The organism is Bdellovibrio sp. HCB2-146, assembly GCF_047345725.1.
Taxonomy (GTDB): domain Bacteria; phylum Bdellovibrionota; class Bdellovibrionia; order Bdellovibrionales; family Bdellovibrionaceae; genus Bdellovibrio.
This window is the reverse complement of the sequence record NZ_JBLEQP010000001.1, coordinates 1,184,731-1,207,781: the sequence shown is the minus strand read 5'-3', so window position 1 is coordinate 1,207,781 and position 23,051 is coordinate 1,184,731. Positions and strand designations below refer to the sequence as shown.

Annotated in this window: 28 protein-coding genes; 21 read left to right on the top strand and 7 right to left on the bottom strand. The window is 45.0% G+C overall.

Features of this window, described 5'->3' with window-relative positions:
• The first annotated feature begins 153 nt into the window (after positions 1-153).
• Positions 154-966 carry a transporter gene (locus ACLWOR_RS05915; RefSeq protein ID WP_413939759.1) on the top strand — a complete coding sequence of 271 codons (813 nt, stop codon included), beginning with the start codon at positions 154-156 and terminating at the stop codon, positions 964-966.
• Here the strand turns inward: ACLWOR_RS05915 and ACLWOR_RS05910 are convergent.
• Genes ACLWOR_RS05910 through ACLWOR_RS05895 form a run of 4 tightly spaced genes read right to left on the bottom strand, consistent with a single transcriptional unit; the run spans position 953 to position 4,114 of the window.
• Entirely contained in the window at positions 953-1,861 is a 909-nt protein-coding gene (locus ACLWOR_RS05910; RefSeq protein WP_413939758.1) for a DMT family transporter, read from the bottom strand. The genes ACLWOR_RS05915 and ACLWOR_RS05910 overlap by 14 nt on opposite strands.
• A gap of 44 nt (positions 1,862-1,905) precedes the next feature.
• Positions 1,906-2,313, bottom strand: a complete 408-nt coding sequence (locus tag ACLWOR_RS05905) for a glycine cleavage system protein H (RefSeq protein ID WP_413939757.1) — start codon at positions 2,311-2,313, stop codon at positions 1,906-1,908.
• 24 nt (positions 2,314-2,337) lie between these two features.
• Positions 2,338-3,750, bottom strand: a complete 1,413-nt coding sequence (gene glnA, locus ACLWOR_RS05900) for a type I glutamate--ammonia ligase (protein ID WP_413939756.1) — start codon at positions 3,748-3,750, stop codon at positions 2,338-2,340.
• A 25-nt stretch (positions 3,751-3,775) separates the two neighbouring features.
• Positions 3,776-4,114 (bottom strand): P-II family nitrogen regulator, encoded by a 339-nt coding sequence (locus ACLWOR_RS05895; protein ID WP_413939755.1) that lies wholly within the window; start codon positions 4,112-4,114, stop codon positions 3,776-3,778.
• A 272-nt stretch (positions 4,115-4,386) separates the two neighbouring features.
• Between ACLWOR_RS05895 and ACLWOR_RS05890 the strand changes: the two genes are divergently transcribed.
• From ACLWOR_RS05890 to cyoE, 15 genes are all read left to right on the top strand, one after another.
• On the top strand, positions 4,387-4,989 hold the full coding sequence (locus ACLWOR_RS05890; protein ID WP_413939754.1) for a gamma-glutamylcyclotransferase: 603 nt from the start codon (positions 4,387-4,389) through the stop codon (positions 4,987-4,989).
• Positions 4,982-5,464 carry a tRNA (cytidine(34)-2'-O)-methyltransferase gene (locus tag ACLWOR_RS05885; RefSeq protein ID WP_413939753.1) on the top strand — a complete coding sequence of 161 codons (483 nt, stop codon included), beginning with the start codon at positions 4,982-4,984 and terminating at the stop codon, positions 5,462-5,464. The genes ACLWOR_RS05890 and ACLWOR_RS05885 overlap by 8 nt, the downstream gene beginning before the upstream one ends.
• Positions 5,465-5,584: 120 nt before the next feature.
• The gene (gene secA, locus ACLWOR_RS05880) at positions 5,585-8,254 is read left to right on the top strand and encodes a preprotein translocase subunit SecA (protein ID WP_413939752.1); all 2,670 of its coding nucleotides are present in this window, start codon (positions 5,585-5,587) and stop codon (positions 8,252-8,254) included.
• Positions 8,255-8,374: 120 nt separating this feature from the next.
• On the top strand, positions 8,375-9,049 hold the full coding sequence (locus ACLWOR_RS05875) for a hypothetical protein (protein WP_413939751.1): 675 nt from the start codon (positions 8,375-8,377) through the stop codon (positions 9,047-9,049).
• Positions 9,030-9,638, top strand: a complete 609-nt coding sequence (locus ACLWOR_RS05870; protein WP_413939750.1) for a hypothetical protein — start codon at positions 9,030-9,032, stop codon at positions 9,636-9,638. The genes ACLWOR_RS05875 and ACLWOR_RS05870 overlap by 20 nt, the downstream gene beginning before the upstream one ends.
• Positions 9,639-9,756: 118 nt before the next feature.
• A complete protein-coding gene (gene bamE / locus ACLWOR_RS05865; RefSeq protein ID WP_413939749.1) occupies positions 9,757-10,203 on the top strand; it encodes an outer membrane protein assembly factor BamE in 447 nt (148 codons plus the stop codon).
• Positions 10,204-10,289: 86 nt separating this feature from the next.
• Complete coding sequence (locus ACLWOR_RS05860) at positions 10,290-11,069, top strand: SDR family oxidoreductase (protein ID WP_413939748.1); 780 nt, start codon at positions 10,290-10,292, stop codon at positions 11,067-11,069.
• Positions 11,070-11,275: 206 nt separating this feature from the next.
• Positions 11,276-12,013, top strand: a complete 738-nt coding sequence (locus tag ACLWOR_RS05855) for a hypothetical protein (RefSeq protein ID WP_413939747.1) — start codon at positions 11,276-11,278, stop codon at positions 12,011-12,013.
• Positions 12,014-12,203: 190 nt separating this feature from the next.
• Positions 12,204-12,740, top strand: a complete 537-nt coding sequence (locus ACLWOR_RS05850; protein ID WP_413939746.1) for a c-type cytochrome — start codon at positions 12,204-12,206, stop codon at positions 12,738-12,740.
• 14 nt (positions 12,741-12,754) lie between these two features.
• A complete protein-coding gene (locus ACLWOR_RS05845) occupies positions 12,755-13,639 on the top strand; it encodes an SCO family protein (protein ID WP_413939745.1) in 885 nt (294 codons plus the stop codon).
• A gap of 6 nt (positions 13,640-13,645) precedes the next feature.
• On the top strand, positions 13,646-14,602 hold the full coding sequence (gene coxB / locus ACLWOR_RS05840) for a cytochrome c oxidase subunit II (protein ID WP_413939744.1): 957 nt from the start codon (positions 13,646-13,648) through the stop codon (positions 14,600-14,602).
• A 13-nt stretch (positions 14,603-14,615) separates the two neighbouring features.
• The gene (ctaD, locus tag ACLWOR_RS05835) at positions 14,616-16,223 is read left to right on the top strand and encodes a cytochrome c oxidase subunit I (protein ID WP_413939743.1); all 1,608 of its coding nucleotides are present in this window, start codon (positions 14,616-14,618) and stop codon (positions 16,221-16,223) included.
• Positions 16,210-16,872, top strand: coding sequence for a cytochrome c oxidase subunit 3 family protein (locus tag ACLWOR_RS05830; RefSeq protein WP_413939742.1), 663 nt, complete (start codon positions 16,210-16,212; stop codon positions 16,870-16,872). Before ctaD ends, ACLWOR_RS05830 begins: the two co-directional genes overlap by 14 nt.
• A gap of 3 nt (positions 16,873-16,875) precedes the next feature.
• The gene (locus ACLWOR_RS05825) at positions 16,876-17,211 is read left to right on the top strand and encodes a cytochrome C oxidase subunit IV family protein (RefSeq protein ID WP_413939741.1); all 336 of its coding nucleotides are present in this window, start codon (positions 16,876-16,878) and stop codon (positions 17,209-17,211) included.
• Between the two features lie 4 nt (positions 17,212-17,215).
• A complete protein-coding gene (gene cyoE, locus ACLWOR_RS05820) occupies positions 17,216-18,094 on the top strand; it encodes a heme o synthase (RefSeq protein ID WP_413939740.1) in 879 nt (292 codons plus the stop codon).
• A gap of 76 nt (positions 18,095-18,170) precedes the next feature.
• Here cyoE and maiA read toward each other — a convergent pair whose 3' ends face one another.
• Positions 18,171-18,833, bottom strand: coding sequence for a maleylacetoacetate isomerase (maiA, locus tag ACLWOR_RS05815; protein ID WP_413939739.1), 663 nt, complete (start codon positions 18,831-18,833; stop codon positions 18,171-18,173).
• Positions 18,834-18,982: 149 nt separating this feature from the next.
• Here maiA and ACLWOR_RS05810 point away from each other — a divergent pair, with 149 nt between their 5' ends.
• From ACLWOR_RS05810 to ACLWOR_RS05790, 5 genes are all read left to right on the top strand, one after another.
• Entirely contained in the window at positions 18,983-19,621 is a 639-nt protein-coding gene (locus ACLWOR_RS05810) for a hypothetical protein (protein ID WP_413939738.1), read from the top strand.
• A 45-nt stretch (positions 19,622-19,666) separates the two neighbouring features.
• On the top strand, positions 19,667-20,203 hold the full coding sequence (locus tag ACLWOR_RS05805; protein ID WP_413939737.1) for an outer membrane beta-barrel protein: 537 nt from the start codon (positions 19,667-19,669) through the stop codon (positions 20,201-20,203).
• 9 nt (positions 20,204-20,212) lie between these two features.
• Positions 20,213-21,190, top strand: a complete 978-nt coding sequence (locus ACLWOR_RS05800) for a fumarylacetoacetate hydrolase family protein (protein WP_413939736.1) — start codon at positions 20,213-20,215, stop codon at positions 21,188-21,190.
• Positions 21,191-21,389: 199 nt separating this feature from the next.
• Complete coding sequence (locus ACLWOR_RS05795) at positions 21,390-21,614, top strand: helix-turn-helix domain-containing protein (protein ID WP_413939735.1); 225 nt, start codon at positions 21,390-21,392, stop codon at positions 21,612-21,614.
• A 123-nt stretch (positions 21,615-21,737) separates the two neighbouring features.
• Entirely contained in the window at positions 21,738-22,091 is a 354-nt protein-coding gene (locus ACLWOR_RS05790) for a response regulator (protein ID WP_413939734.1), read from the top strand.
• On the opposite strand, the gene ACLWOR_RS05785 is transcribed toward ACLWOR_RS05790, so the two are convergent.
• The gene (locus ACLWOR_RS05785) at positions 22,088-22,495 is read right to left on the bottom strand and encodes an OsmC family protein (protein WP_413940750.1); all 408 of its coding nucleotides are present in this window, start codon (positions 22,493-22,495) and stop codon (positions 22,088-22,090) included. The two genes, ACLWOR_RS05790 and ACLWOR_RS05785, sit on opposite strands and share 4 nt — an antisense overlap.
• Positions 22,496-22,551: 56 nt before the next feature.
• On the bottom strand, positions 22,552-23,049 hold the full coding sequence (locus ACLWOR_RS05780; protein ID WP_413939733.1) for a response regulator: 498 nt from the start codon (positions 23,047-23,049) through the stop codon (positions 22,552-22,554).
• Positions 23,050-23,051 lie beyond the last annotated feature (2 nt).

Here is a 23,051-nt window from a genome sequence, read left to right as displayed (position 1 = left end):
GTCAATCAATTAGCCTGTTTCGACCAGGTATAGGTATTTAATTCTTCTTGTCGGGGAGGTATTTCAGAGTGACGGCGGAGTTTAAGGTCTTCTAGAATCAAGATAAGTGAATTCATACAAACCGCAGTCAAGGATCTGTCAAAAAGAGGGATTATGAAGAAATGTTTGTCCGTATTGTCTCTAGGTATTTTGTTCGTACTCATGGGTGCTCGTGCGCAAGCGGCAGAGGAAATCGTGAAGGACAATTCCTTCTTGATTGAGGAAGCCTACAATCAAGAGCCAGGCGTGGTTCAGTTCATTTTTACGCATCAATATCTAGACCCATCTCAAGAAACGAATTCGACTTTTACAAATGAAATTCCTATGGGAAGCGAAACGCATCAGTTTTCGTATGTGATCCCGTTTGAGAAATTGGCAACAGCTGCCGGAGATGAATCCGGAGTAGGTGATATTCTGCTGAACTACCGCTACCAGCTTGTGAATAACGAACATGTGGCAATGGCCCCTCGTCTTTCTTTGATTTTGCCGACAGGAGACTACAAAAAAGAATTGGGTTCGGGGTCAGCAGGTGTGCAATTTAATCAAGCAGTCTCAATCACTCTTGGCGATAAGTGGACAAATCACTGGAACGCAGGTTTTACGTACACTCCAGATTCAAAAAATGCCAACGGTGATACAGCAAATGTCTTTGGTTTCAATTTCGGAACTAGCGTGGTTTACAATGTAACACCAAGAACGAATCTGCTTTGCGAATTCGTATTTAACAATAACGAAACAACTGTCGCCCAAGATACAAAGGCATCTGAGTCGTCTTACTATGTTGTTCCGGGAATTCGTACGGCTTTTGATATTGGCGAAACTGAAGTGGTGCCAGGTATCGGTGCACTTTTAGGAATCGGACCTTCAGCGGAAGAACACGAGACAGGAGTATTTGCGTATCTGTCTTTTGAATCTAAGCTTTGGTAGGCACGCGCATTTTCGGTGCGAGAGTAAAGATATTTCCTAAAATACAAAGCAGGACACCGATTATAATCGTCGGTGTCCAAGTGAAATCCTCAAATAAACTTGAAAGCGTCAGTGCGATGATCGGTGAAATAACGCCGGTGTAGGCCGCTTTTTCTGCACCAATTCTTCCAGCCAGCGAAAGATACGCACCAAAAGCAATAACAGTTCCAAAAAGGCTTAAATAGGTCAGCGATAAGATAAATTTTGTCGTCATCGGAATTGCGAATGAGTGCTGCAAAATAAGTCCGACAATCATCGTAAAGATACTTCCGTAAAGCATGCCCCACGTATTGGTGACCACAACGGGAACTTTATCTTGATAACTTTTTTGCGCGACCATATTACCCATCGATGCAAAAAAAGTTGCAAGAAATCCAATTCCCAATCCCAACAAAGTTTTAGAGCTGGGGTCAAAGTTCACAATTTCGGGCATAAAGATAAATCCTAATCCGGCACCACCCATGAGTGAACCCACAACCACCCGCCAAGTGATCGGTTTTTTGAAAAAGATCCGCATGCCGAATATATTATAATAAAGCAGAACCGTGAAAGAGAGTGCCATAAGCCCGGAGCTGATCATCGTTTCAGCCAAATAGGTCAGCATGTAGTTGATGGAAAACATAAACACGCCTTGGGCAGCAAATAGCAGATGCTGCTTGCGTGAGTAATCAAGCTTGATGCGCTTGAATAGGCAAAATGCCATCAGCATCAGAAACGACAGGACAAAGCGCCAAAACACCGAAGTCACCGGCGACGCCGCATCCACTTGATAAGTGATGACTAACCAAGTAGAGCCCCAGATTAGAGTGCAAACAGTGTAGAGAAAAATATTTTCTGCAGATTTATTTTCAAACATAAAAGCAAAAAGCCCCGGCAAACCGGGGCTTTGTCGAAAGAAGATTAATCTTCATCCTCATCGTAATCGTCGTCTTCGTCCTCATCGTCGTCGTCATCATCATCGTCATCTTCGTCTTCATCCTCATCAAGGTCCTCATCGGCCTCGATGCGAACAAGCCATCCTTCTTCATATGGATCTTCCATAATAATAGAAGGATCGTCGATCACTTGACTGTTCACTTCGATGACAGTTCCAGAAACTGGAGAGTAGATATCCAATGGTCCGTCGTCGGTTTCAATTGTTCCGATAACAGCTTCTGCATCTACTTTTTCATGTTCAGGTGGAAGCTCTACCGAACTAATTGATTCAAAATCTTCCAAGCCATCTTCGTTGATACCAATAGTTACAACACCATCGGCTTGTTGAATCCAAAGATAGCCCATAAAATTTCTTACGTCGTCAGATCCCATTTCTACTCCACGTTCTATTAAGTCTTAACAATCGTAATACAAATGGAACTCATAGGGAACTGGTCTTTGCTGCACTGGGCGAACTTCTTTATCGATTTTGAACTGGACCCAAGTCTCGAGCAAATCTTGGCTGAATACATCGCCCTTTTTCAAGAAGCTGCAGTTCGCAAGCAAGTTGTTCAATGATTCTTCCAAAGTACCCGGTACAGATGGAATTTTTGCGGCTTCTTCAGGAGGCAATCCGTAGATGTCTTTATCCAGTGGATCACCCGGGCTGATCTTATTAATGATGCCATCCAATCCAGCCATCAACACGGCTGCTTCTGCCAAATAAATATTTGCAGAAGGATCTGGCGTTCGGAATTCGATACGTTTTGCTTTCGGGTTCGGTCCAACATTCGGAATACGCATTGCCGCGGAACGGTTTTTAAAGCTGTAAGCCAATTTTGTTGGCGCTTCAAAGCCCGGAACCAAACGCTTATATGAGTTTGTTGTCGGATTGATGATTCCGCACAAAGCAGGAGCATGTTTCAAAACGCCACCGATATAGTACAACGCCATTTCAGAAAGGCCCGCGTACTTGTTACCCGCGAAAAGATTTTTTCCGTCTTTCCAAAGTGACATATGGATGTGCATGCCTGAACCGTTGTCGCCAAATACTGGTTTTGGCATGAACGTCGCAGTTTTTCCATGACGGCGAGCCACGTTTTTCGTGATGTATTTGAACCACATCATCTTGTCGCCCATGTTCAATGCGGTGTCGAAACGGAAGTTGATTTCACCTTGAGCAGAAGCCACTTCGTGGTGATGACGTTCAACTTGAATGCCAATGCGCTCAAGTTCCATACAGATTTCGCTACGGATGTCTTGTTGTGTATCTGTTGGAAGTGCCGGGAAGTAACCTTCTTTAGGACGAATTTTATAACCGAGGTTTGAACCACCTTCGTCACGTCCTGAATTCCATGACGATTCTTCGCTGTCGATGGCGTAGAATGCAGAATTGCTGTTTTGTTCGTAACGAACGTCATCGAAAATAAAGAACTCTGCTTCAGGCCCGAAATAAGCAGTGTCAGCGATGCCGGTGCTTTGCATGTAAGCGATCGCTTTTTTCACGATTTGACGAGGGTCGCGGTTGTAAGCTTGAAGTGTTTCCGGCAAGCAAACATCGCAGATCACAGAAAGTGTCGGCATTTGCATGAACGGATCCATCATGACGGTTGCAGGATCTGGCTTGATAATCATGTCAGATTCTTCGATGCCTCTCCATCCGCGAATGGAACTTCCATCAAAACCAAATCCTTCCTCGAAGCTTTCTTCGGTGAGTTGGTGAAGTGGAATCGTAAGATGTTGCCAAGTTCCAACGAGATCGCAGAACTTGAGATCGACCATTTTCGCACCTTTTTCGTGCGCAAACTTCAGTGCTTCTTTTGCTGTCATGGGGCCTCCGTGGCGTTAAAATCTTCTACAATGCTTCATCATCGCGTTCGCCGGTGCGAATACGAAGAGCCGACTCCACGGGAATAACGAAGATTTTTCCATCTCCGATTTTTCCTGTGTGAGCCGTTTTGCGAATAGCTTCGACAGCACTCTCTACGAGAGCGTCTGGCAAGACTACTTCAATTTTTATTTTCGGGAGAAAATCAACGACGTACTCAGCACCTTTGTAGACTTCAGTACGTCCTTTTTGACGGCCGAACCCGCGAACTTCAGAGACAGTGATTCCTTCAACGCCTACTTCGGCAAGGGCGTCGACAACATCGTCGAGCTTGAAGGGTTTGATGATCGCTTCGATTTTTTTCATCGCTACTTTGTACTGAAAAGATTCCTACATCTGCTTGAGATAGAGGATAGCAGCAGAAGCCCCGAGTCCGTCAAAAAGCTTGTCGTTTGATTTAAATAATTTAATCGCTCTTAACGCCAACCGTTAAGTGAATGTGATCCCTGAGCTGCGCTTAGATGACCAAGAAAAAATGAATAGTTTTTATCAAGTCGGTTGCGGAGGCTTGTGGTTTTTGGTACACACGGGCCCTCGTTTTCGAAAAACCACTATTGTTGTCAGCTCGGGGGGGTACAATGACTACAACACGTTTTTTCGTGTGCGGATCTTTGTGTGAGGGGATGATTCACTTTCAAAAGATCGAAAAGTTCGTGGAATCTTCAGTATTTGCACGAATTAAAGCGACGGCTTATCGCTTAAAAGTAGGCTTTCCAGTTCTTGTTCGTGGAGGCTCTGACCTCGTTCCGGGACAACTTATTGAGCTTAGAGGATCAGATCTGTTGATCGCCCTTTTGGATGAATTCCATGGCTGCAATCCTATGGATCCGGATAAGAGCCTTTACTCTAGAGTTGAAGTGGACGTGTTCCCTGAAGGCGCTTCGGAGTCTATCAAGGCTTGGTGTTACTTCGTGAATCCGTTGAAGTTGCCTGTTAATGCCAACGTCATTCCTGGCGGCGACTGGAAAAAATCAATTGAAGAACAACCTGTCATGACTTCGAAACTGACAGAACGCCAAATTACCTATATTCAGAAGCTCGGCAAATCGACAGGACGTGAAATCGTTCCCATCGATCTTGCTCTTTACAGAGAGTTAATGAATTTAGAATTGATCGTGGATAAAGGGCGCCGTTTGGCTCTCTCGAAACTGGGTCAAGAGGTGTATCGTCATCTTGGATAATGTAGCTAAAAATTTTCGTATTGTTTTGATTGAGCCTGAAATTCCGCAAAACACCGGCAATATCGGGCGCTCCTGTGTCGCCACGAACTGTGAACTGCACATCGTGGGGAAGATGGGATTTGAAATCAACGACACGAATTTGAAGCGCGCGGGGCTGGATTACTGGCCCCATCTGACTTGGTTCCGTCACGAAACTTTCGCTGATTGGTTGAAATTAGTGGAAGACCCTTCTCGCATGTGGTTATTCACGACAAAAACGAAACGCACTTACTTTGAACCGTCTTACCAGCCGGGTGATTGGTTTGTTTTTGGTAAAGAAACCAAGGGCCTTGACCCTGAATTTTTAGCGAAATTCCCTCAGCAAACGGTCACCATCCCGATGGTGGGCGAAGGTGCACGCAGTCTGAATCTTGCAACGAGTGTTGCAATTGCTGCGTATGAAGGTGTTCGTCAGTTGCAATTCACTGCAAAATAAAACGAAAAACAAAGCTTGCCACTCGAGCCTTTGGTCGAGTGAAAGCCGCGTCAATGACGCATCCAGAAATTGCCCCCTTACCTTGCCGGGTGTTCCTTTAGGGTCTAAGCTCATAGGTCTATGATGACTCAAGTTTTGACAAAAATATTCGGTACGAAGCACGATCGCGAAATGAAAAAAATCCAACCGATCGTTGATAAAATCAACGCGTTGGAATCTTCCATGGTGGCTCTCACAGATGAGCAACTAAAAGCCAAAACTCCTGAATTCCAGGCTCGTTTACAAAAAGGCGAAACGGTAGATGATATTCTTCCAGAAGCATTTGCGGTTTGTCGTGAAGCTTCGAAGCGTGTTTTGGGTATGCGCCACTACGACGTTCAATTGATCGGTGGTATCGTTTTGAATCGCGGATCTATCGCCGAGATGAGAACGGGTGAAGGTAAAACTCTTGTGGCGACGTTGCCAGTTTACTTGAATGCCCTTACTGGAAAAGGTGCGCACCTTGTGACAGTGAATGACTACTTGGTTCGTCGTGATGCTGAGTGGATGGGTCGTTTGTACGGTTGGTTGGGTCTTACAACGGGTATTATCGTTCACGGTTTGAACGATGCTCAACGTAAGCAGATGTATGCTTGTGACATTACTTACTGCACGAACAACGAACTTGGTTTTGATTACCTTCGTGACAACATGAAATTCGCTCTTGAGGATTACGTTCAACGCGGTCACAACTTTGCGATCGTGGATGAGTGTGACTCCATCCTAGTCGACGAAGCTCGTACACCGCTGATCATTTCGGGTCCTGCAGAAGCATCGACAGAGAAATACCAAGTCGTAAACAGCATCATTCCGGCGTTGAAGCGCGATCAGCACTTCACGATGGAAGAAAAAACGAAAACTGTTTCTTTGACTGATGAAGGGAATGCGAAAGTAGAAGAACTTTTGGGCCTTTCAAATCTTTACGATCCACAAAATATCGAAATCCTGCACCACGTTTACCAAGGGTTGAAGGCTCACTACCTTTACCGTCTTGACGTTGAATATATGATCAAAGATGGCGAAATCGTGATCGTGGATGAATTCACAGGACGTTTGATGCAAGGTCGTCGTTGGAGTGATGGTCTTCACCAAGCGATCGAAGCTAAAGAAGGCGTTGAAGTAAAATCTGAGAACCAAACTTTGGCGACAATCACTTTCCAAAACTATTTCCGTATGTACAGCAAGCTTTCGGGCATGACAGGTACGGCAGATACAGAAGCAGTCGAGTTCAAAAAAATCTACAATCTTGACGTGAATGTGATTCCAACGAACAGACCTATTCAACGTAAAGACCAAGAAGACGTTGTTTATAAATCTGAAAAAGCAAAATACAAAGCAATCACGGCGGACGTGAAAGAGCGTTCTGCAAAAGGCCAACCGATCTTGATCGGTACAGAGTCGATTGAAAAATCAGAAGCATTGAGTGCTTACCTTCGTAAAGAAGGCATTCGCCATGAAGTTTTGAATGCAAAACACCATGAGCGTGAAGCGGAAATCGTTGCCCAAGCAGGCCGTAAAGGTGCGATTACAATCGCAACGAACATGGCAGGTCGTGGTACGGATATCATGCTTGGCGGTAACGCTGAGATGTTGGCAAAAGGCGAAGTTGGTAACGATGATTCTCCAGAGTTCCAAGAAGCCTTAGCGCGTATTAAATCACGCGTTGAAGCGGAACGCGCCGAAGTGCGCACACTGGGCGGTCTTTATATCGTCGGTACTGAACGTCACGAATCTCGTCGTATCGACAATCAGCTTCGTGGTCGCGCCGGCCGTCAAGGTGACCCGGGTGAGTCTCGCTTCTATTTGTCTTTGGAAGACAAATTGATGCGTATCTTTAACGGTGAGCGTATCCAAAAAATCATGGAGATGTTGAACATCCCTGAAGACGAACCCATCACAGCCAAGATGGTGACGAATGCGATCGAAGGTGCGCAACGTAAAGTTGAAGGTCACAACTTTGATATTCGTAAAAACTTGATGGAATACGATTCCGTCATGAATGCACAAAGAAATGCGATCTATGGCATGCGCCGTACGACTCTTGAAGGTCAAGATGTGGATCGCACAACTTTGGATTGGTTGGGAGATGTGGTTTCAGGCTTGCTTGATACTTACATCCCAGAAAATGCGAAGAAAGAAGAGTGGAGCCTTGATGGTTTGAACAATTCTTTGGCGCAAACTTTCGGTTTCAAAATCGATTTCAGCACAATGTCAGTGAATTCTGAAACAGTGACGGAAGCTGTGAAAAAAGGCGTGAAGGAAGTTTACGATCGCCAAAAAACACAAATGGGTCCTTTCTTTGAACAAGTTCAAAAAATGATCTTGCTTCAAAGTATCGATCACCACTGGAAGAATCACTTGTACGTGATTGATAAACTCAAAGAAGGTATCGGTCTTCGCGGTTACGCTCAGAAAGATCCTCTCATTGAGTATAAAAAAGAAGCCTTCAAAGCTTTTGAAACTTTGAATAATACGATCAAAAACGATGCAATTGAAAAAATCATGCGCGTTCAATTGGTTGCTCAGCAATCTGAACAAGAGGTTCTTGAAAGCCTTCGTCCAGAAGGAACAGACCTTGATGAGCTCGATTACTCTTCACCAAGTGAAGCAGATATCGGTCAGTCTCTTCCAGAAGCGAAACAGCCCGAGACACGCAAGATGACTTTCCAAAGCGGCCCGAGAGACGATCGTCCTCAAAACCGTGAAGAACGTCGTCGCATGGAAAAAGCACAGCAAAAAGGAAAGAAATAATTGGTTTCCTGTCCGAGTTGCCAACGGCCCGTCGAAATAACGGAACAAAACAAGGGGACGCTGTTTACATGTCCCCATTGTAGTGCTGTTTACTTTATTGATTGGAACGGGCAACCGGAAATGGCGCAAGCCGAAGACGCCTTTGTCTCAGAAGAAATCGCGCCTCCTCCCTATGAATCTCAGGGCTTTGAAGCCGCAAATTTCGAAGCTCCAGTCGTTGAAAATCCGCTCGAAAATTCTTTTAGCAATAATCAATTTAATGAAGCTGTTGCAGATGAGATCGCCAATCCACAGGATTATGCGATTAAACCTGACGACAATGTGGTTGATTTTAATATGCCGCTGGAAAATCCAATGGCGGACAGTGCGGTGGCTTCTTCGAATGATAATTACTCTTCCGAAGGTTTTTCCGGCGCAATGGATGGTCTAGAAGAAGCACCATATGATTTCAGCCAAACTTTAGATGCGAATGTGGCGCCGATTGCGGCGGATTCTTCCGATTCTGCTGATTTTTCTGATGTCACGGATTTTGCCAACGCCACGACAACGGTGGGTCCTCTCAGTTACACCTTGGTGATTGAAGGTATTGATTCAAGCGCTCTTATCAAACAACTCCGCGAAGCCATGATGGATTCGCGATTCCGTTGGGATGTGAATGGTCTGATTGATTCCATCCGCGGCGGCAAACTGGTGATTCCAAATTTGGGGCCTGCGAAATCTGCTGTGTTCCTGAACCGGATCAAGTACCTGCCGTTTAAAATTAGCTGGAGGCAAGATGTTCTCTCAAGCAATTAGCATTCTTCTTTGCACGCTTTTAGTTTCTTTTTCTGTTTTTGCCAATGAAGGTGGGGAAGAAAAGAAAGAAGGCGGTGGCGGTGAGCACGGTGGGGCGCCAGCGGCTCCAGTTCAAGAGCGTCGCACGACGGAAGCTTCCTACAATGAAGTCCTGGCAAAAGTTTCGGCCTTAGAAACCAAAGTTCATTCGGCTGAAGCTGAAATTGAAAAATTAATCGAAGAAAAGCAACACACCAAAGATCCAAAACGCGCTCAAGAAATCATTGCGCAAATGGTGAAGTTGCATCACGAGATGGAAAAAAACGCGAAAGAGTACGATCAGCAAAGATCTTTGTTGAAATATCGTTATCCGGAAAAAGCGGGCGCGGAAAAACGCGAATACGAACGTCTGGAAGTAAAGTCACTTGATGAGATGGAAGATGCAATGAGCTTGTCTTCATCCGTTAACAAAACTCTTAAAAAAGTACGTCGCCAGTATGTGGCTCCTGACGAATCGGCAATTGTGAAAAAAGAAGCCAAATCCGGCAAAAAGAAAAATGGCGAAACAGCGAACCCTGATCTCACGGCACCGGTTATCCTAAAAAAATAGCTCAATATAATAGATGTCAGAGGACAGCGCCTTGGTTTTTGTTTCAAAATGAAACAACTCAGCGGCGCCCTCTTTCAGGGTTCTTGTTTCATTGCTATCCTGATGGGGTGGGGGAACTATGCTCCGAAATTTGACTGTTCCGGTATTGGCTTTGTGTATGCTGATTCTGTCAGCCTGTCAGACTTCAATGGTCAAACAATTCGATCAAGTTACCGTCGGCATGGAAAAGGACGATGTCCTTAATCTCATGGGAAGCCCCCAACGCACGCAAAGATTCAAAGGCAAAGACAAATGGACTTATATTTTTTATGACAAACGCATTCGTCATGAAAAAGAAGTTCAATTCTTTGAAGGTAACGCTGTTTATGTCGGAAATATTTCCCAACCGCCTCCAGATCAAACGGCAGAAGCCGTTGACGCTCGCAATGCTGCTGCTGATAAAGCCATCGAAGAATCTATGATCAAAGAAGCGCAAGCCAATCGTAAAGCATACGATTCTTATCAAGCGGAAACAAAGGGCGAAGATAAGGTTCGCTATGTTCCGCAGTTCGAACCTGTTCAGTAAAGGCTGCTAAATCAAACATTAAAAACGCGCGTCGTTGACTCCTGCTTGGGTTGAGCGTGAAGATATCCTCCTGCAGGGAGGCGCAGATGTTTTCGTGGGATCTTTCAGGTAAAACAGCATTGGTGTGTGGGGCTTCGGAAGGTATCGGGAGAGCTTCAGCGGAACTCATGGCAGAGCGTGGTGCACGTATTATTGCGGTTTCCCGCACTGAAGAAAAATTGAAAAAATTCATCTCAGAACTGTCAGGAAAAAATCACGAATATTTTGCGATAGATCTTGCAGATACAGAAGCGATTCAAAAAAGTCTTCTTCCGAAATTGCAAAAACAAGAAATCCACATTCTCATCAACAATGCGGGTGGTCCTCCAGGGGGACTTTTGCATGAAACTAAAGTTGAAGCCTTCGAAACTCCGTTACGTGCGCATTTGTATGCGGCTCATCTTATTACTCAAGCTGTTTTGCCAGCGATGAAGAAAAATTCTTATGGTCGTGTGATCAATATTATTTCGACGTCAGTTAAAACGCCGATTCCGAATCTGGGAGTTTCAAACACAGTTCGCGCCGCTATGGCAAATTGGTCAAAAACCATGGCGGGGGAGTTGGCACCTTATGGCATCACTGTGAATAATATTTTACCAGGATTTATCAAGACAGGTCGTTTGGAGTCGCTGCTAAAATCCAATGCTGAGAGACAGAAAATCAGCGAGGATATCGCTGAAGAACAAATGCGTGATTCAATTCCCATGAAAAGAATTGGTAATCCACGCGAGGTTGCGGAAGTGATTTCGTTTTTAGCGAGTCCGGCGGCTTCTTATGTGACGGGAATCAATGTCCCTGTGGATGGTGGTCGCACTCCTTCTCTGTAGAATTCCAACTTGCTCGAAAATATAAAAAATACGAGACTTCCTTATAAACACTTATAAGTTTTGCAATTATCGAACACTTGTTTATACATATGCCTGTGTTAACGGAGCTCGTTTTTTCATTTATTTTAAACTCCTATCGGGATTTATCTCCCGAGGTTTCTTTCGCAAAGTCGGATCTTCAAAGTTTTCAAAACTTGGAGATGGAGATGAGCGAAAGCAGAGCTCTTCTATGTGGTCTTGAGAGTCAGGGGCTCTTGCCGTTTGATGAGCTTTGGCATCAACACGAGCGATTTGAAATTCCCGAAAAATGTTTTGCTAAGAATCAAGGTCCGAAATCTTTTAAAAAACTCAAAGTTCGAACGGTGAGCATTCGCTTAACAGATGAAATGCGTTGCTGGGATCAGAAGATCGAATGGAGCTTTGAAGGCGGGCAGATCAACACGCTTTATATACGACAAGACAAGAAATACGTCGGCGTGCACTCCACCCAGGGTTGGAGTGCTTGGATTGAACGCAAGCAAGGCAACTTTCGTTACGAGTTCGTTGATCTTGAGAGCCAAAGTCATTTTCGGCTAAAAGGACGAGGCCGACTGCATCCACTCAAAGGAAGTTTGGAAGAATTGGATTCGTTGGAGCTTCTTCATGTGAATCACTCTGGAAACGGCCCTCTGCAGGCGACGACTTTATCAGGCTCTAAAAAAGAAGGTTTAAGATTGCTCAGTTATCGGGCAGATTCAGGAGCATGGAAGCAAACTAAAGATCTCTGCAGTCAACCGGGGCTCTGTGCAAAGGAAAAACCTCTTGAAGTAACTGAGTCTTCAGCGCGCGAGTTTTTAAAAATTAAATCAGCCTCTTATCTGGGGTTCGTTCAAGCAGGAAGGCCTCTTGCATTCTTAAAAGTTGAAGCGTCTGAGCTTCTTCCTGCGGTAGCTCCGTATCGATAAGTGCGACGTTTTGTGAAGTGATCTCGGAGTTTTTCGGCTGCTCGAATTTATGACCACATGCAGCGCGGCCAAGTTAACTCGACCGCAGTGGCGTAATTAGTTGCCCCTCATTGCGTTTTCAGTTAACTATCGAATTTACATTACAAAGAGATGACAAAACTATTTTGCGTCCCCTAGGGAGTGCCAACCTATGTCTGAAAATAGAGATGAATATAATCGTGGTGGTATGCTTGCGTTCGCCTTCTGTATGGTGTTCTGCTTGGCGTTCTTCATTTACCTCGTTGCTATCAACAAAGGTGTAGACCTTGCTGAAAACGTTGTAGATCCAAATGCTCCTGCGGCTGAAGGTGCTGCTCCAGCATTTGATATCACGAAAGTTGCTGAACCTTGGGTATCAACTCCTGAGATGGTGACTTACGGTAAAAAAGTCTTCATGACGAACTGTGCGATGTGCCACGGTAACGAAGGTAAAGGTGACGGTGCTGCCGGTGCAGCTTTGAATCCAAAACCACGTAACTTGGTTGAAGGTAAATGGACTCAAGGTGAAGGCGTGATCGCTCACTACAACGTTCTTTTGAACGGTATCAAAGGTTCATCAATGGCTTCATACGCGCACTTCAAACCGGCGGATCGTTGGGCTGTGATTCACTACATCGACTCAATCACAAACAACAAATCTAAAGACGATCCTGCAAAAGTTGCTGAGTTCGCGAAAACTGCGAAATAATAGGAATCCAATCAATGCAATCAACAGCGTTTGTTTTGCTTAAGAAAACTATGGGAATGGTGCTGACAAGTACCGTTCTCGTTTCGTTTTCGGCGATTCAATCAGCGAATGCATACGATGGGAAGCCCCAACCAAAAGTTGCGAGCGAAACAGCTCAAGGCCTCGAGGGTGTGGGTATCGACGAACAGCTTGGTAAAAAAATCGATTTCAATTTGAAAGTGAAAGACGATAACGGCCAAGAAGTGACGTTGGGTTCTTTCTTTGATGGCAAACATCCGGTGATTATTTCTCCGGTTTACTTTTCTTGCCCAGGTCTTTGCAATTTCCACTTAAATGGTCTTACGGATGCTTTGAAGTTGATGCCAAAAGAATGGTCGATTGGCGGTAAGTTCAAAGTTTTGTCTGTGAGCTTCGATTCAAAAGAAACTCCACAACTCGCTCATGATAAAAAACAAACTTACTTGAAGTTGTATGAGCGTCCAAACACAGATGCTAGCTGGCATTTTTTGACAGCTGATGAGGCAACTGTTCAAGCAATCACAAAATCATTGGGATTTAAATTCCGTTGGGATGAAGCCGCGAAGGAATGGGCACACGCTTCTGCAGCCGTTGTGATCACTCCAGATGGAACGATTTCCCGTTATTTGCCGGGCATCATGTTCAGCCCGCAAGACATCAAGTTGGCTCTGAACGAAGCGACCGAAGGAAAAATTGGTAGCTTTGTCGACAACTTAGTTCTTTACTGTTTTAAGTATGATCCACACCAAAGTAAATACACTCTAGCCGCATTCAACGTGGTGAAAATGGGTGGCGCGCTCATGGTGTTGATTATGGTGATTTGGTTATTGCCGGTTTGGATCCGTGCTCGTAGAGAGCAAAAGAAATCGGCGGGGAGATAAAGGTACATGATGTGGTTTAATATCGCGAAGGCTCAATCCTTCATGCCAACGCAAGGAACCCAGATTGCGAAGCAGGTCGACAATCTTTATGGTTTCTTGTTGATTACAAGTTTCATCGCCTGCGTACTCGTGATCGGCGGGATGCTTTACTTTGCTTGGAAGTATAAGCGTAAATCTCCAAACGATAAAACGGCGTACATCTCCCACAATGCAACTCTTGAGTTCTTGTGGTCCTTCATTCCACTTGTGATCTTCCTTGCGGTTTTCGTTTGGGGTTGGTTTATCTACCACGAAATGAGAACAATGCCTAAGAACGCTCTCGAAATTAACGTTCTTGGTAAACAATGGGCATGGGAAATCGAATACAAAAACGGTTTCAAAGCTGTGAACGAAGTTGTTGTTCCAGTGAACACAGACGTGAAGCTTTTGCTTTCATCTTCTGATGTGATCCACTCATTCTACATCCCATCTTTCCGTATTAAACAAGACGCGGTTCCAGGTCGTTACACGGCTTTGTGGTTCAACGCTGATAAATTGGGTGAATTCCACGTATTCTGTACTGAGTACTGCGGAACGGCTCACTCTGGCATGATCGGTAAATTGCGTGTTGTAACTCGTGAAGAGTTCGACAGATACATGGAAGAAGGCCAAGAGGAAGGTTCATTGCCACTTGCTAAACGTGGTGAAAAACTTTTTGCTTTGAAAGCCTGCGCATCTTGCCACTCTGTTGCTGACGCTTCTACGAAAGTCGGTCCTTCATTGTACAAAAAATTCGGAACTGAAGAACACATGACTGACGGTACGGCTATTAAAGTAGACGAAAACTATCTTCGTGAGTCTATCTTGGAGCCGAACAAACACATCGTTAAAGGTTTCCCGACAGGCGTTATGCCAACATTCCAGGGTCAATTAAATGAAAATGAACTCAACGCCCTCGTTGAGTACATCAAGGAACTGAAGTAAGGAGTCCGGGCCTATGGCAACATCAGCAGCTCACGACCACAATTATTTGAATCATGAAAAAGGCCTCTGGTCTTGGTTAACAACTGTCGATCATAAACGTATCGGTCTTATGTACTTTATTACGGTTATGACTTTCTTCGCTATCGGCGGAGTGATGGCACTTTTGCTTCGTTTGGAACTTTTCGCTCCGAACGCAGTTCAAGGTGTTGGTGGCGTTCTTAAAAACGGCGACACTTACAATCAGATCCTGACTTATCACGGTGCGATCATGGTCTTCATGGTTATCGTTCCTGGTATCCCGGCGATCTTGGGTAACTTCTTCTTGCCTCTTCATTTGGGTGCAAAAGACGTGGCCTTCCCTCGTATCAATCTTCTGAGCTGGTACTGCTTCATGGCGGGTGCGGCTTTGGCGATTGCGACTTTCTTCACAACTAAGATCGACACGGGTTGGACATTCTATACTCCGTACTCTATCCGTACGGGAACAGCGACAGCTTTGATGGTTATCGCAGCGTTCATCATGGGTATGTCTTCGGTTCTGACAGGTTTGAACTTCATCGTAACAACTCATAAGTTGAGAGCTCCTGGCATGACAATGCACAGAATGCCTCTTTTCGTATGGTCTTTGTATGCGACGGCAATCCTTCAGATGTTGGCAACTCCGGTTCTAGCGATCACATTGTTGTTGCTAGCAATGGAACGTTTCCTAGGTGTTGGTATCTTCGATCCAAAACTTGGTGGCGACCCGGTCTTGTTCCAACATTTCTTCTGGTTCTATTCGCATCCAGCGGTTTACATCATGATCTTGCCAGCGATGGGTGTTGTTTCTGAATTGATCACGACTTTCTCTAAAAAAGTGATTTTCGGTTACACAGCGATTGCCTACTCTTCATTGGGTATCGCAGCTGTATCGTTCTTCGTATGGGGTCACCATATGTTCGTATCAGGTCAATCTGAGACGGCAGGTATCTTGTTCTCATTCTTGACGATGCTGGTTGGGGTTCCAACAGCGATCAAGATGTTCAACTGGGTAGCGACTCTTTATAAAGGTTCAGTCTCTTTCCAATCTCCAATGTTGTACGCTCTTGGTTTCATGTTCTTGTTCGCGATCGGTGGTGTGACAGGTATCATGCTTGCAACTCTTCCAATCGACGTTCACTTCCATGACACTTACTTCGTGGTAGCTCACTTCCACTACGTAATGGTGGGTGGTACTTTGATGGCGATCATGGGTGGTTACTACTACTGGTTCCCGAAAATGTTCGGAAAGATGTACAACGAAACTTTCGCTCGTTTGTCTTTCGTATTCATCTTCATCGGTTTCAACGTGACGTTCTTCCCTCAATTCATCTTGGGTGCGATGGGTATGCCACGTCGTTACTTCGACTACATCCCGGCTTACGAGACTTTGAATAAGGTTTCGACTGTCGGTTCTTGGTTGATCGGTATCGGATTCTTGATCGGTCTTTACACGATCGTTAATGGTCTATTGAAAGGGGAGAAAGCTCCTCAAAATCCATGGGGTTCTAAAACGTTGGAATGGCAAACGTCATCTCCTCCTCCTCATGATAACTTTGCAGTTGAACCAGTTGTAACAGCGGGGCCTTATGAGTACAGATAAAGCACACGGCGCTCACTCAGCTCACGTCGCTCATCACTTTAAAGATGCGACTCAGCAGTACCTGAGCGGTAAAGAAGGTATTTGGTTGTTCATGCTTACAGAGATCCTCATGTTCGGAGCGATCTTTGTAGCGTACGCGATCTATCACCATGCTTATCCTGAGATGTTCGCAGAAGGTGCGAAGTCTTTGGATTGGAAGATGGGTTTCATCAATACTCTGGTATTGATCTTCTCTTCTTTCACAATGGCGATTTCGATCTCTTTCATCCAGAAGAACGAACAAAAGAAAGCTGTCATCGCTTTGGCGACAACAGTTCTTTGCGGCGCGATCTTCATGGTGATCAAGTATTTCGAATACACTCATAAATTCCACTTGGGTCTTTTCCCAGGTAAATTCTTGGATGTAGCGAAGGTTGGAGCTGAGCACGCAAACCTTGGTTTGTACTTCGGTTTCTACTACTGCATGACGGGTCTACACGGTATTCACGTTTTGTTGGGTATGGGTTTGATCACTTGGTGTTTGATCCGCACAATGCGCGGTGATTTCCATGGTCAATATTGGATCGTAGTCGAAGGTGTTGGTATCTTCTGGCATATCGTCGACTTGATCTGGATCTTCCTCTTCCCTCTTCTCTATTTGGTGGGGTAAAGCATGGCAGCTAATAACAACAACGATCTTAATACACTTCATCCGCACATCACGCCGATGTCTACTTACCTAAAGGTAGCCGGCGCTTTGTTCGCTTTGACTTTCTTGACGGTGATTGCCCACCACTTTAACGCTCAGTTGGGCGCTATGGCGGCTCCGGTTGCATTCATCATCGCTTTGGTGAAAGCAACGTTCGTTATCTTGTGGTTCATGCACTTGAAAGACGACACGAACATCAACCGTGCGGTTTTCGCGAGTGGTTTCTTTTTCTTGGCACTTTTGTTCTTCATTTGTGCTCTAGACATCGCAACTCGTATGCCGGAAATCAGCCCGCTGTAATTTCGTGCTAAGAACTTACGCGGATCTAACCAAGTTTGGCATAGTCGTCTTCTCTGTTATCACGGGGCTTGCTGGCTATGCGACTGGGTTCTTAGTTGAAAATCCATTTGATTGGAAAGCAATCCTCAACACCTTGTTGGGGATTTATTTTTTGAGTTCAGGTTCTCTGGCACTCAATCAAGTTCAAGAGTGGAAATTAGATCAAAAGATGCCTCGCACAGCGAAGCGTCCGATAGCCGCTGGTAAAGTCAAACCAGCAGCTGCCGGCATTTTAGCTGTGGGATTTATCGCAGTTGGTTTGGATTTCTTGTTCACTGTTCAGCCAGTGGCTGGATGGGTAGGACTGGTATCCATGCTTCTTTATAACGGCCCTTATACAATGTGGTGGAAACGCCGCTGGGCGTTTGCGGCCGTACCGGGTGCAATCCCGGGGGCTTTGCCAGTGACGATAGGTTATGCGGCAGCAAATCCTGATATCTTGAATCCAGAATCTATTTATCTGTTCTTGGTGATGTTCTTGTGGCAAATGCCGCACTTCTGGGTTCTCGCGATTAAGTACAAAGACGACTATGCTCAAGGCGGAATTCCAGTTTTGCCAGTGGTAGCTGGAGTCGACAAAACTCTTTATCAAATCGGACTTTGGACATTCGTTTATGTGGGTGTGGCGTTGGCAGCACCAATGTTCGTACAAGCCAGCTGGATGTTCTTGCTAGTAACGGGGCCTATTTGTTTCAAGATCATGCAAGAGTTCTACCGTTATTATAAATCACACGGCACAGAACGCTGGTTCGCTTTCTTCATGTGGCTCAACATCAGCATGCTCATCTTCCTGATCATACCTGTCGTCGACAAATGGAATTTCCTATTCACGCATTCTAACTAGCGATTCCCCGAAAAAGGCAGATCCGACTTCGTTGTCGAGCTCCAAAAAGGTGCCCGGTGACTTTTTTGCGACCGGGCTAGTCGGCAATCCGCATGTCGGGTGGAGTATCCGACTGGCGGAACGGATGAGCCTTGTGGAAGGCTTGCAGCTTTTGGCAGTTATCGAAGATTTTCATTAAGAGTGGGTATTTGGACGTGTCCACGTGGAAGCGTTGGCAGGTCACGATTTGAGGAATCAAAAACAAATCGGCCATTGTGACTTGATCACCGAAACAATATTTTCCTGCGAAGTCTTTCAAAATAATCTCTAACGACGTCAAACCCTGCATGGTCCAATGCTGAACCCATTCTTCTTTTTGCGGCTGTTGGTAGCCCGCTTTCGCTTCCAGATATTGTTGCAGCTTCAAATTCCCCATCGGATGCATAAATGCCGTGATGATTTGGCAAACTTCGCGAACGCGAGCGCGAGTGAAGGGATCCTTTGGCAGCAGTGGATTTTGCGGAAAAACTTCCTCAAGATATTCAATGATCGCGTAAGAATCAGGAATCACTTTTCCGTCGTGAACCAGAGTCGGAACTCCGCCAGCAGGATTCAATTTTCGATATTCAGCTGAGTGTTGCTCGCCCTTCAACAGGCTCACCGCTTTGTACTCGAACGGGAGTCCCTTGTGATGAAGGGCGATGCGAGTGCGGTAAGAAGTGGAACTTCGAAAATAGTTGTAAAGTACCAATGAGGACATATACTGACTCCTGTTGGGATTCATTTCATTCGGTAATGACGGTTCAGTCAAAGGACTATTCTGTGCCCCATAGATTTATCTTTTCGCTGCGATTTTCTTCCAAAGTTTTTTTGCGAATCTTAATCATGTCAATCGCCATGATAGTTTTCATGAGCTTGTTCCGATTGAATCTTTATTTCCTCTCCGTCTTTCACGCGATCCCTGATGCAGATGGTATTGAAGTTTTACACTCATTCCTTGCGGGCATTCGTTTTGATATTTTGATCTTTGGCTTTGCACTGATTCCAATCACCGTACTTTTGTTCATTCAGGCTGTTGCGGAAAAGTGGCCCAAAGCAATGTTTGGCTTTTACAAGTCTTACATGGCATTCGTGTGGACGGCGATTTGCCTTTTAACTTACGTCGATTTTTTCTACTTCGTAAAACAAGGCGCACGCATGCGCTGGGAACAGTACAGGTCGTGGACTTTCCAAACTTGGATCGAGCAAACTCAAGAGGTTTTGCCGAATCAGTTGGTCATCTATAGCATCATCACTGTTTTGCTTTTGGCTCTAGGATTGATGATGGTGAAAAGCCTTAAGTTCGGTGAGTGGAAAGATGAGTTCTCTCCGCGCAAAGGTGGGAAGATCGAAATTGTTATTCGTATTCTTTTACCCTTTATTCTGGTTTTCTTGGCGGCCCGTGGCACAGTAGAGCCGCATCATTTGGCCTTGGAGCACAGCGAAGTGTCTTCTAAGCCTTCTATAAACGAAATGGCTCTGAATGCCGTGTGGTGTTTTGATAAATAAAAAAAGCTGTGAGAAGCTTTCGATACAAGTTTTCAAGGAGGACTTATGAAAAAGTTCGTTTTAGTGGCACTTTCTGTTTTGGGAATTTCATCAGCTGCTTTCGCTGATAATGACTTCGGCGTTGAAGTCGGTATTCGTCAACAATCAGGTGATACAGAGTCAGGCGCGGATACAACTTCACAAAATGGTTTCCAATTTGGTGGCTTTGCACACTTCCCAATTTACGAAAAACTGCATATCCGCACGGGCATGCTTTACACCCAACGTCCTCTTGAAGTTGCGGATGTTAAAGTTTCAATGAACTACTTGGATGTTCCAGTGACTTTGCTTTATAAGTTCGAAGAATACGCTGGTATCTATGGTGGTATCTCTTTGGCTTTGAATCTTGATGCGAAATCAGATGCAGGTGCAGATCCAGATGACGTGACATCTCCACTTGTACCTTTGCTTTTTGGTGCGTTCTTTAAATTCCACCCGAACTTCGGTGTGAACATTTATTACGAAAGCGCTTCTGGCAAAGTTGCTGACGGTCTTGAAAACTACCGTGCTGTTGGCGCGAATTTGATGATCACTTTTGACTAAGGAAAATTTGTGAAACTGGGTTCTTTAAAGTCTCAAAGTCTTGACGGTGAGTTGTGTGTTATCAGCCGCGATTTAAAAACGGCGGTCAAGGCAACTCACTTGGCTCCGAATCTTCGTGAAGCGATGGAAAAATGGTCGCAACTTGAAGGTTCTTTGCAGCAGATCTACACAGATCTGAATAATGGAAAAGCAAATGGTGCATTCGCTGTAAAGGAATCTGATTTCCATTCGGCGTTGCCTCGTACGTGGTTGTTCGCAGATGGTTCTGCGTTTATTTATCATATTAGGCTTGTCCGCATGGCACGCAAAGCGGCTTTGCCAGAGACTTTGACGACAGTCCCTTTGATGTATCAAGGCGAGTGCGGGCAATTCTTGGCTCCGACTCAAGATATTCCTCAACGCGATTTCTCGCACGGGACGGATTTTGAGGGTGAAGTCGGCGTTGTGACGGACTTTGTTCCAATGGGCGTAACTCCTGAACAAGCATTGAAGCATATCAAGCTTTTTGTTTTGATTAACGATGTGTCTTTGCGTGGTTTGATTCCTGAGGAATTGGCAGGTGGCTTTGGTTTCTTCCAAAGCAAGCCGGCTTCAGCATTGTCTCCATTTGCGGTGACGGCCGATGAGTTGGGTGCAGCTTATAAAGAAGGTCGTGTTCATTTACCTTTGAATGTCACTTTTAACGGTGAGTTTTTCGGTAAGGCCAATGCCGGTGCAATGCACTTCCATTTTGGCCAATTGATCGCTCATGCAGCTAAAACGCGTGATTTGGCTGCCGGAACAATCATCGGTAGCGGAACCGTTTCGAACGAAGAGCAGGGCGCAGGCTCCAGCTGTTTGGCAGAGAAACGCATGATCGAAACTATTGAAACAGGTGCAGCGAAGACGCCATTTATGAAGGCGGGAGACACTGTGCAAATGGAGATGTTCGGGGAGAACGGCCAGAGCATCTTCGGGCGTATTTCGCAAAAAGTGAAATCCGTTTAACGAAAACCATAATAAATATCGCATCTAAAAAAGACCGATTCTCATCGGTCTTTTTTGTTTAGAACTTCTTTCTATTTACCTACATTTCGGCTATTAAACCGCACCGACTTATTTTGAACGTTACGGAACAATTGCTAGGACTTTAATACGGTACAACAACACCATTGGTGTAACATTACCGTGTTTATAGACTTTTTGAATGAACTCATTAGAGAAAAAGTACGACAAATTGCTGATTAATATAGCAGCAAACATCAAGCGCGTGAGAAAATCGCGAGGCCTCTCTCAACGTGACATGGAAACCTATGGGTTCGATCTGCGCAACTATCAACGATTGGAAGCAGGCGACCATTCCCCAAGTCTTTACACGGTTCACAAGCTAGCAGTCGCTTTGCGCGTCGACATAGCTGAATTCTTTAAATAAACAGAACCCCACCCAACATATAGAAATTTAGTTTAGTTTCGAAAGGTCCTTGTCGTCTCTCGTATAAAATTGGATCATGTTTACGGTACAAGAACACCACTAAGAGAGAAGGTTAGTCAGTTTATGAGGATCCTCCTTGTAGAAGACTCGGATGACTTTTGCGAACTTTTGCATTTGCGAATGAGAAAAAGGTTTAAGGCAGAGTTTATAATTGCCAGAGGCGGTCGTCAGGCCTCAGAGCTGTTAGATGCTCATGAAATTGATTTGGTTGTCAGTGACTTTCATATGCCGAGCGGGAATGGGTTGTGGCTGTATCGATATATGCGCCGGCACTTTCCATTGATTCCACTGATCATGTTTACGAGTGCACCCTATGAAGTGAATATCGAAACAAATCAAATTCTACGCGCGGTCGTGGAAAAGCCCGACTTTAAAAGCCTCTTCACGCATATCGAAGAGGCCGTCGAATTTATTTAGATGTCGTAGTGAAACTGCACGGGAATTTGCATATCTGGATGCAAACTTAATTTCACCGGGCAATTCATCGCAATATTTTCAAGTTTTTTGCGATAGTCGTGGGGAATACTTTGTGGCATGTGCAAAACCACTGTGAGTTTCGCGATCTTACGTGGAGTTTGAACCATTTCTTTCTCCACTGATACACGAGAGTTCACAAGGTTCACTCCATCTTTCTCTGCGCCAATCGCCATTACTGTGAGCATGCAACTGCCCAGAGCCGCACCCACCAAATCTGTTGGAGAGAATGCTTCACCGCGACCGTTATTGTCTTTAGGAGCGTCGGTAGAGATATGAGCGCCAGAGGGCCCATGAGTGAGTAAACAATGCTTTTCGCCTTCGTAAATAGCTGTCATTTTAACCATGCAGTCAGCATTCACGAGAATGATCGGAACGTCAACTGGCACAAAGCTATCAAAGGCTAAGACGACATTTCTTCGATTATTTTACGCAAGCGCATCTCGGAAGATTTGGACATGTCTTGATAAATCTTGCGGAGGTGATTGGATTGCACAGGGTCATTTTTAGACGCTTTCATTTCGCGACCAAATTTCAAAGCCGCGCACACACTTTCGATGACAACTTTGCGTTTGGAGTCTTTCGTGATGAAGTCAAATGCGCCAAGCGAAAGTGCTTCGAGGGCGCGAGAGTGATCGCCGTGTGCAGTCAGAACTACAAACGGAGTCATCTGTCCAAGGGAGCGAACATACGCCAAGAATTTAAGTCCGTTAATTTGAGGCATTTCGATATCGGAAAGAATAGTGTCGAATTCGTTCGCTTTCACATGAGTGAGAGCGGCTGCTCCGTCTTCAGCTTCGACGATTTCATCTACAAATTCTTTCAGAAAATGTTTTAACAGTTCGCGAATGTCAGAGTCGTCTTCGACAATCAACAAACGGCTTTTATCATCGGTAGCCATGA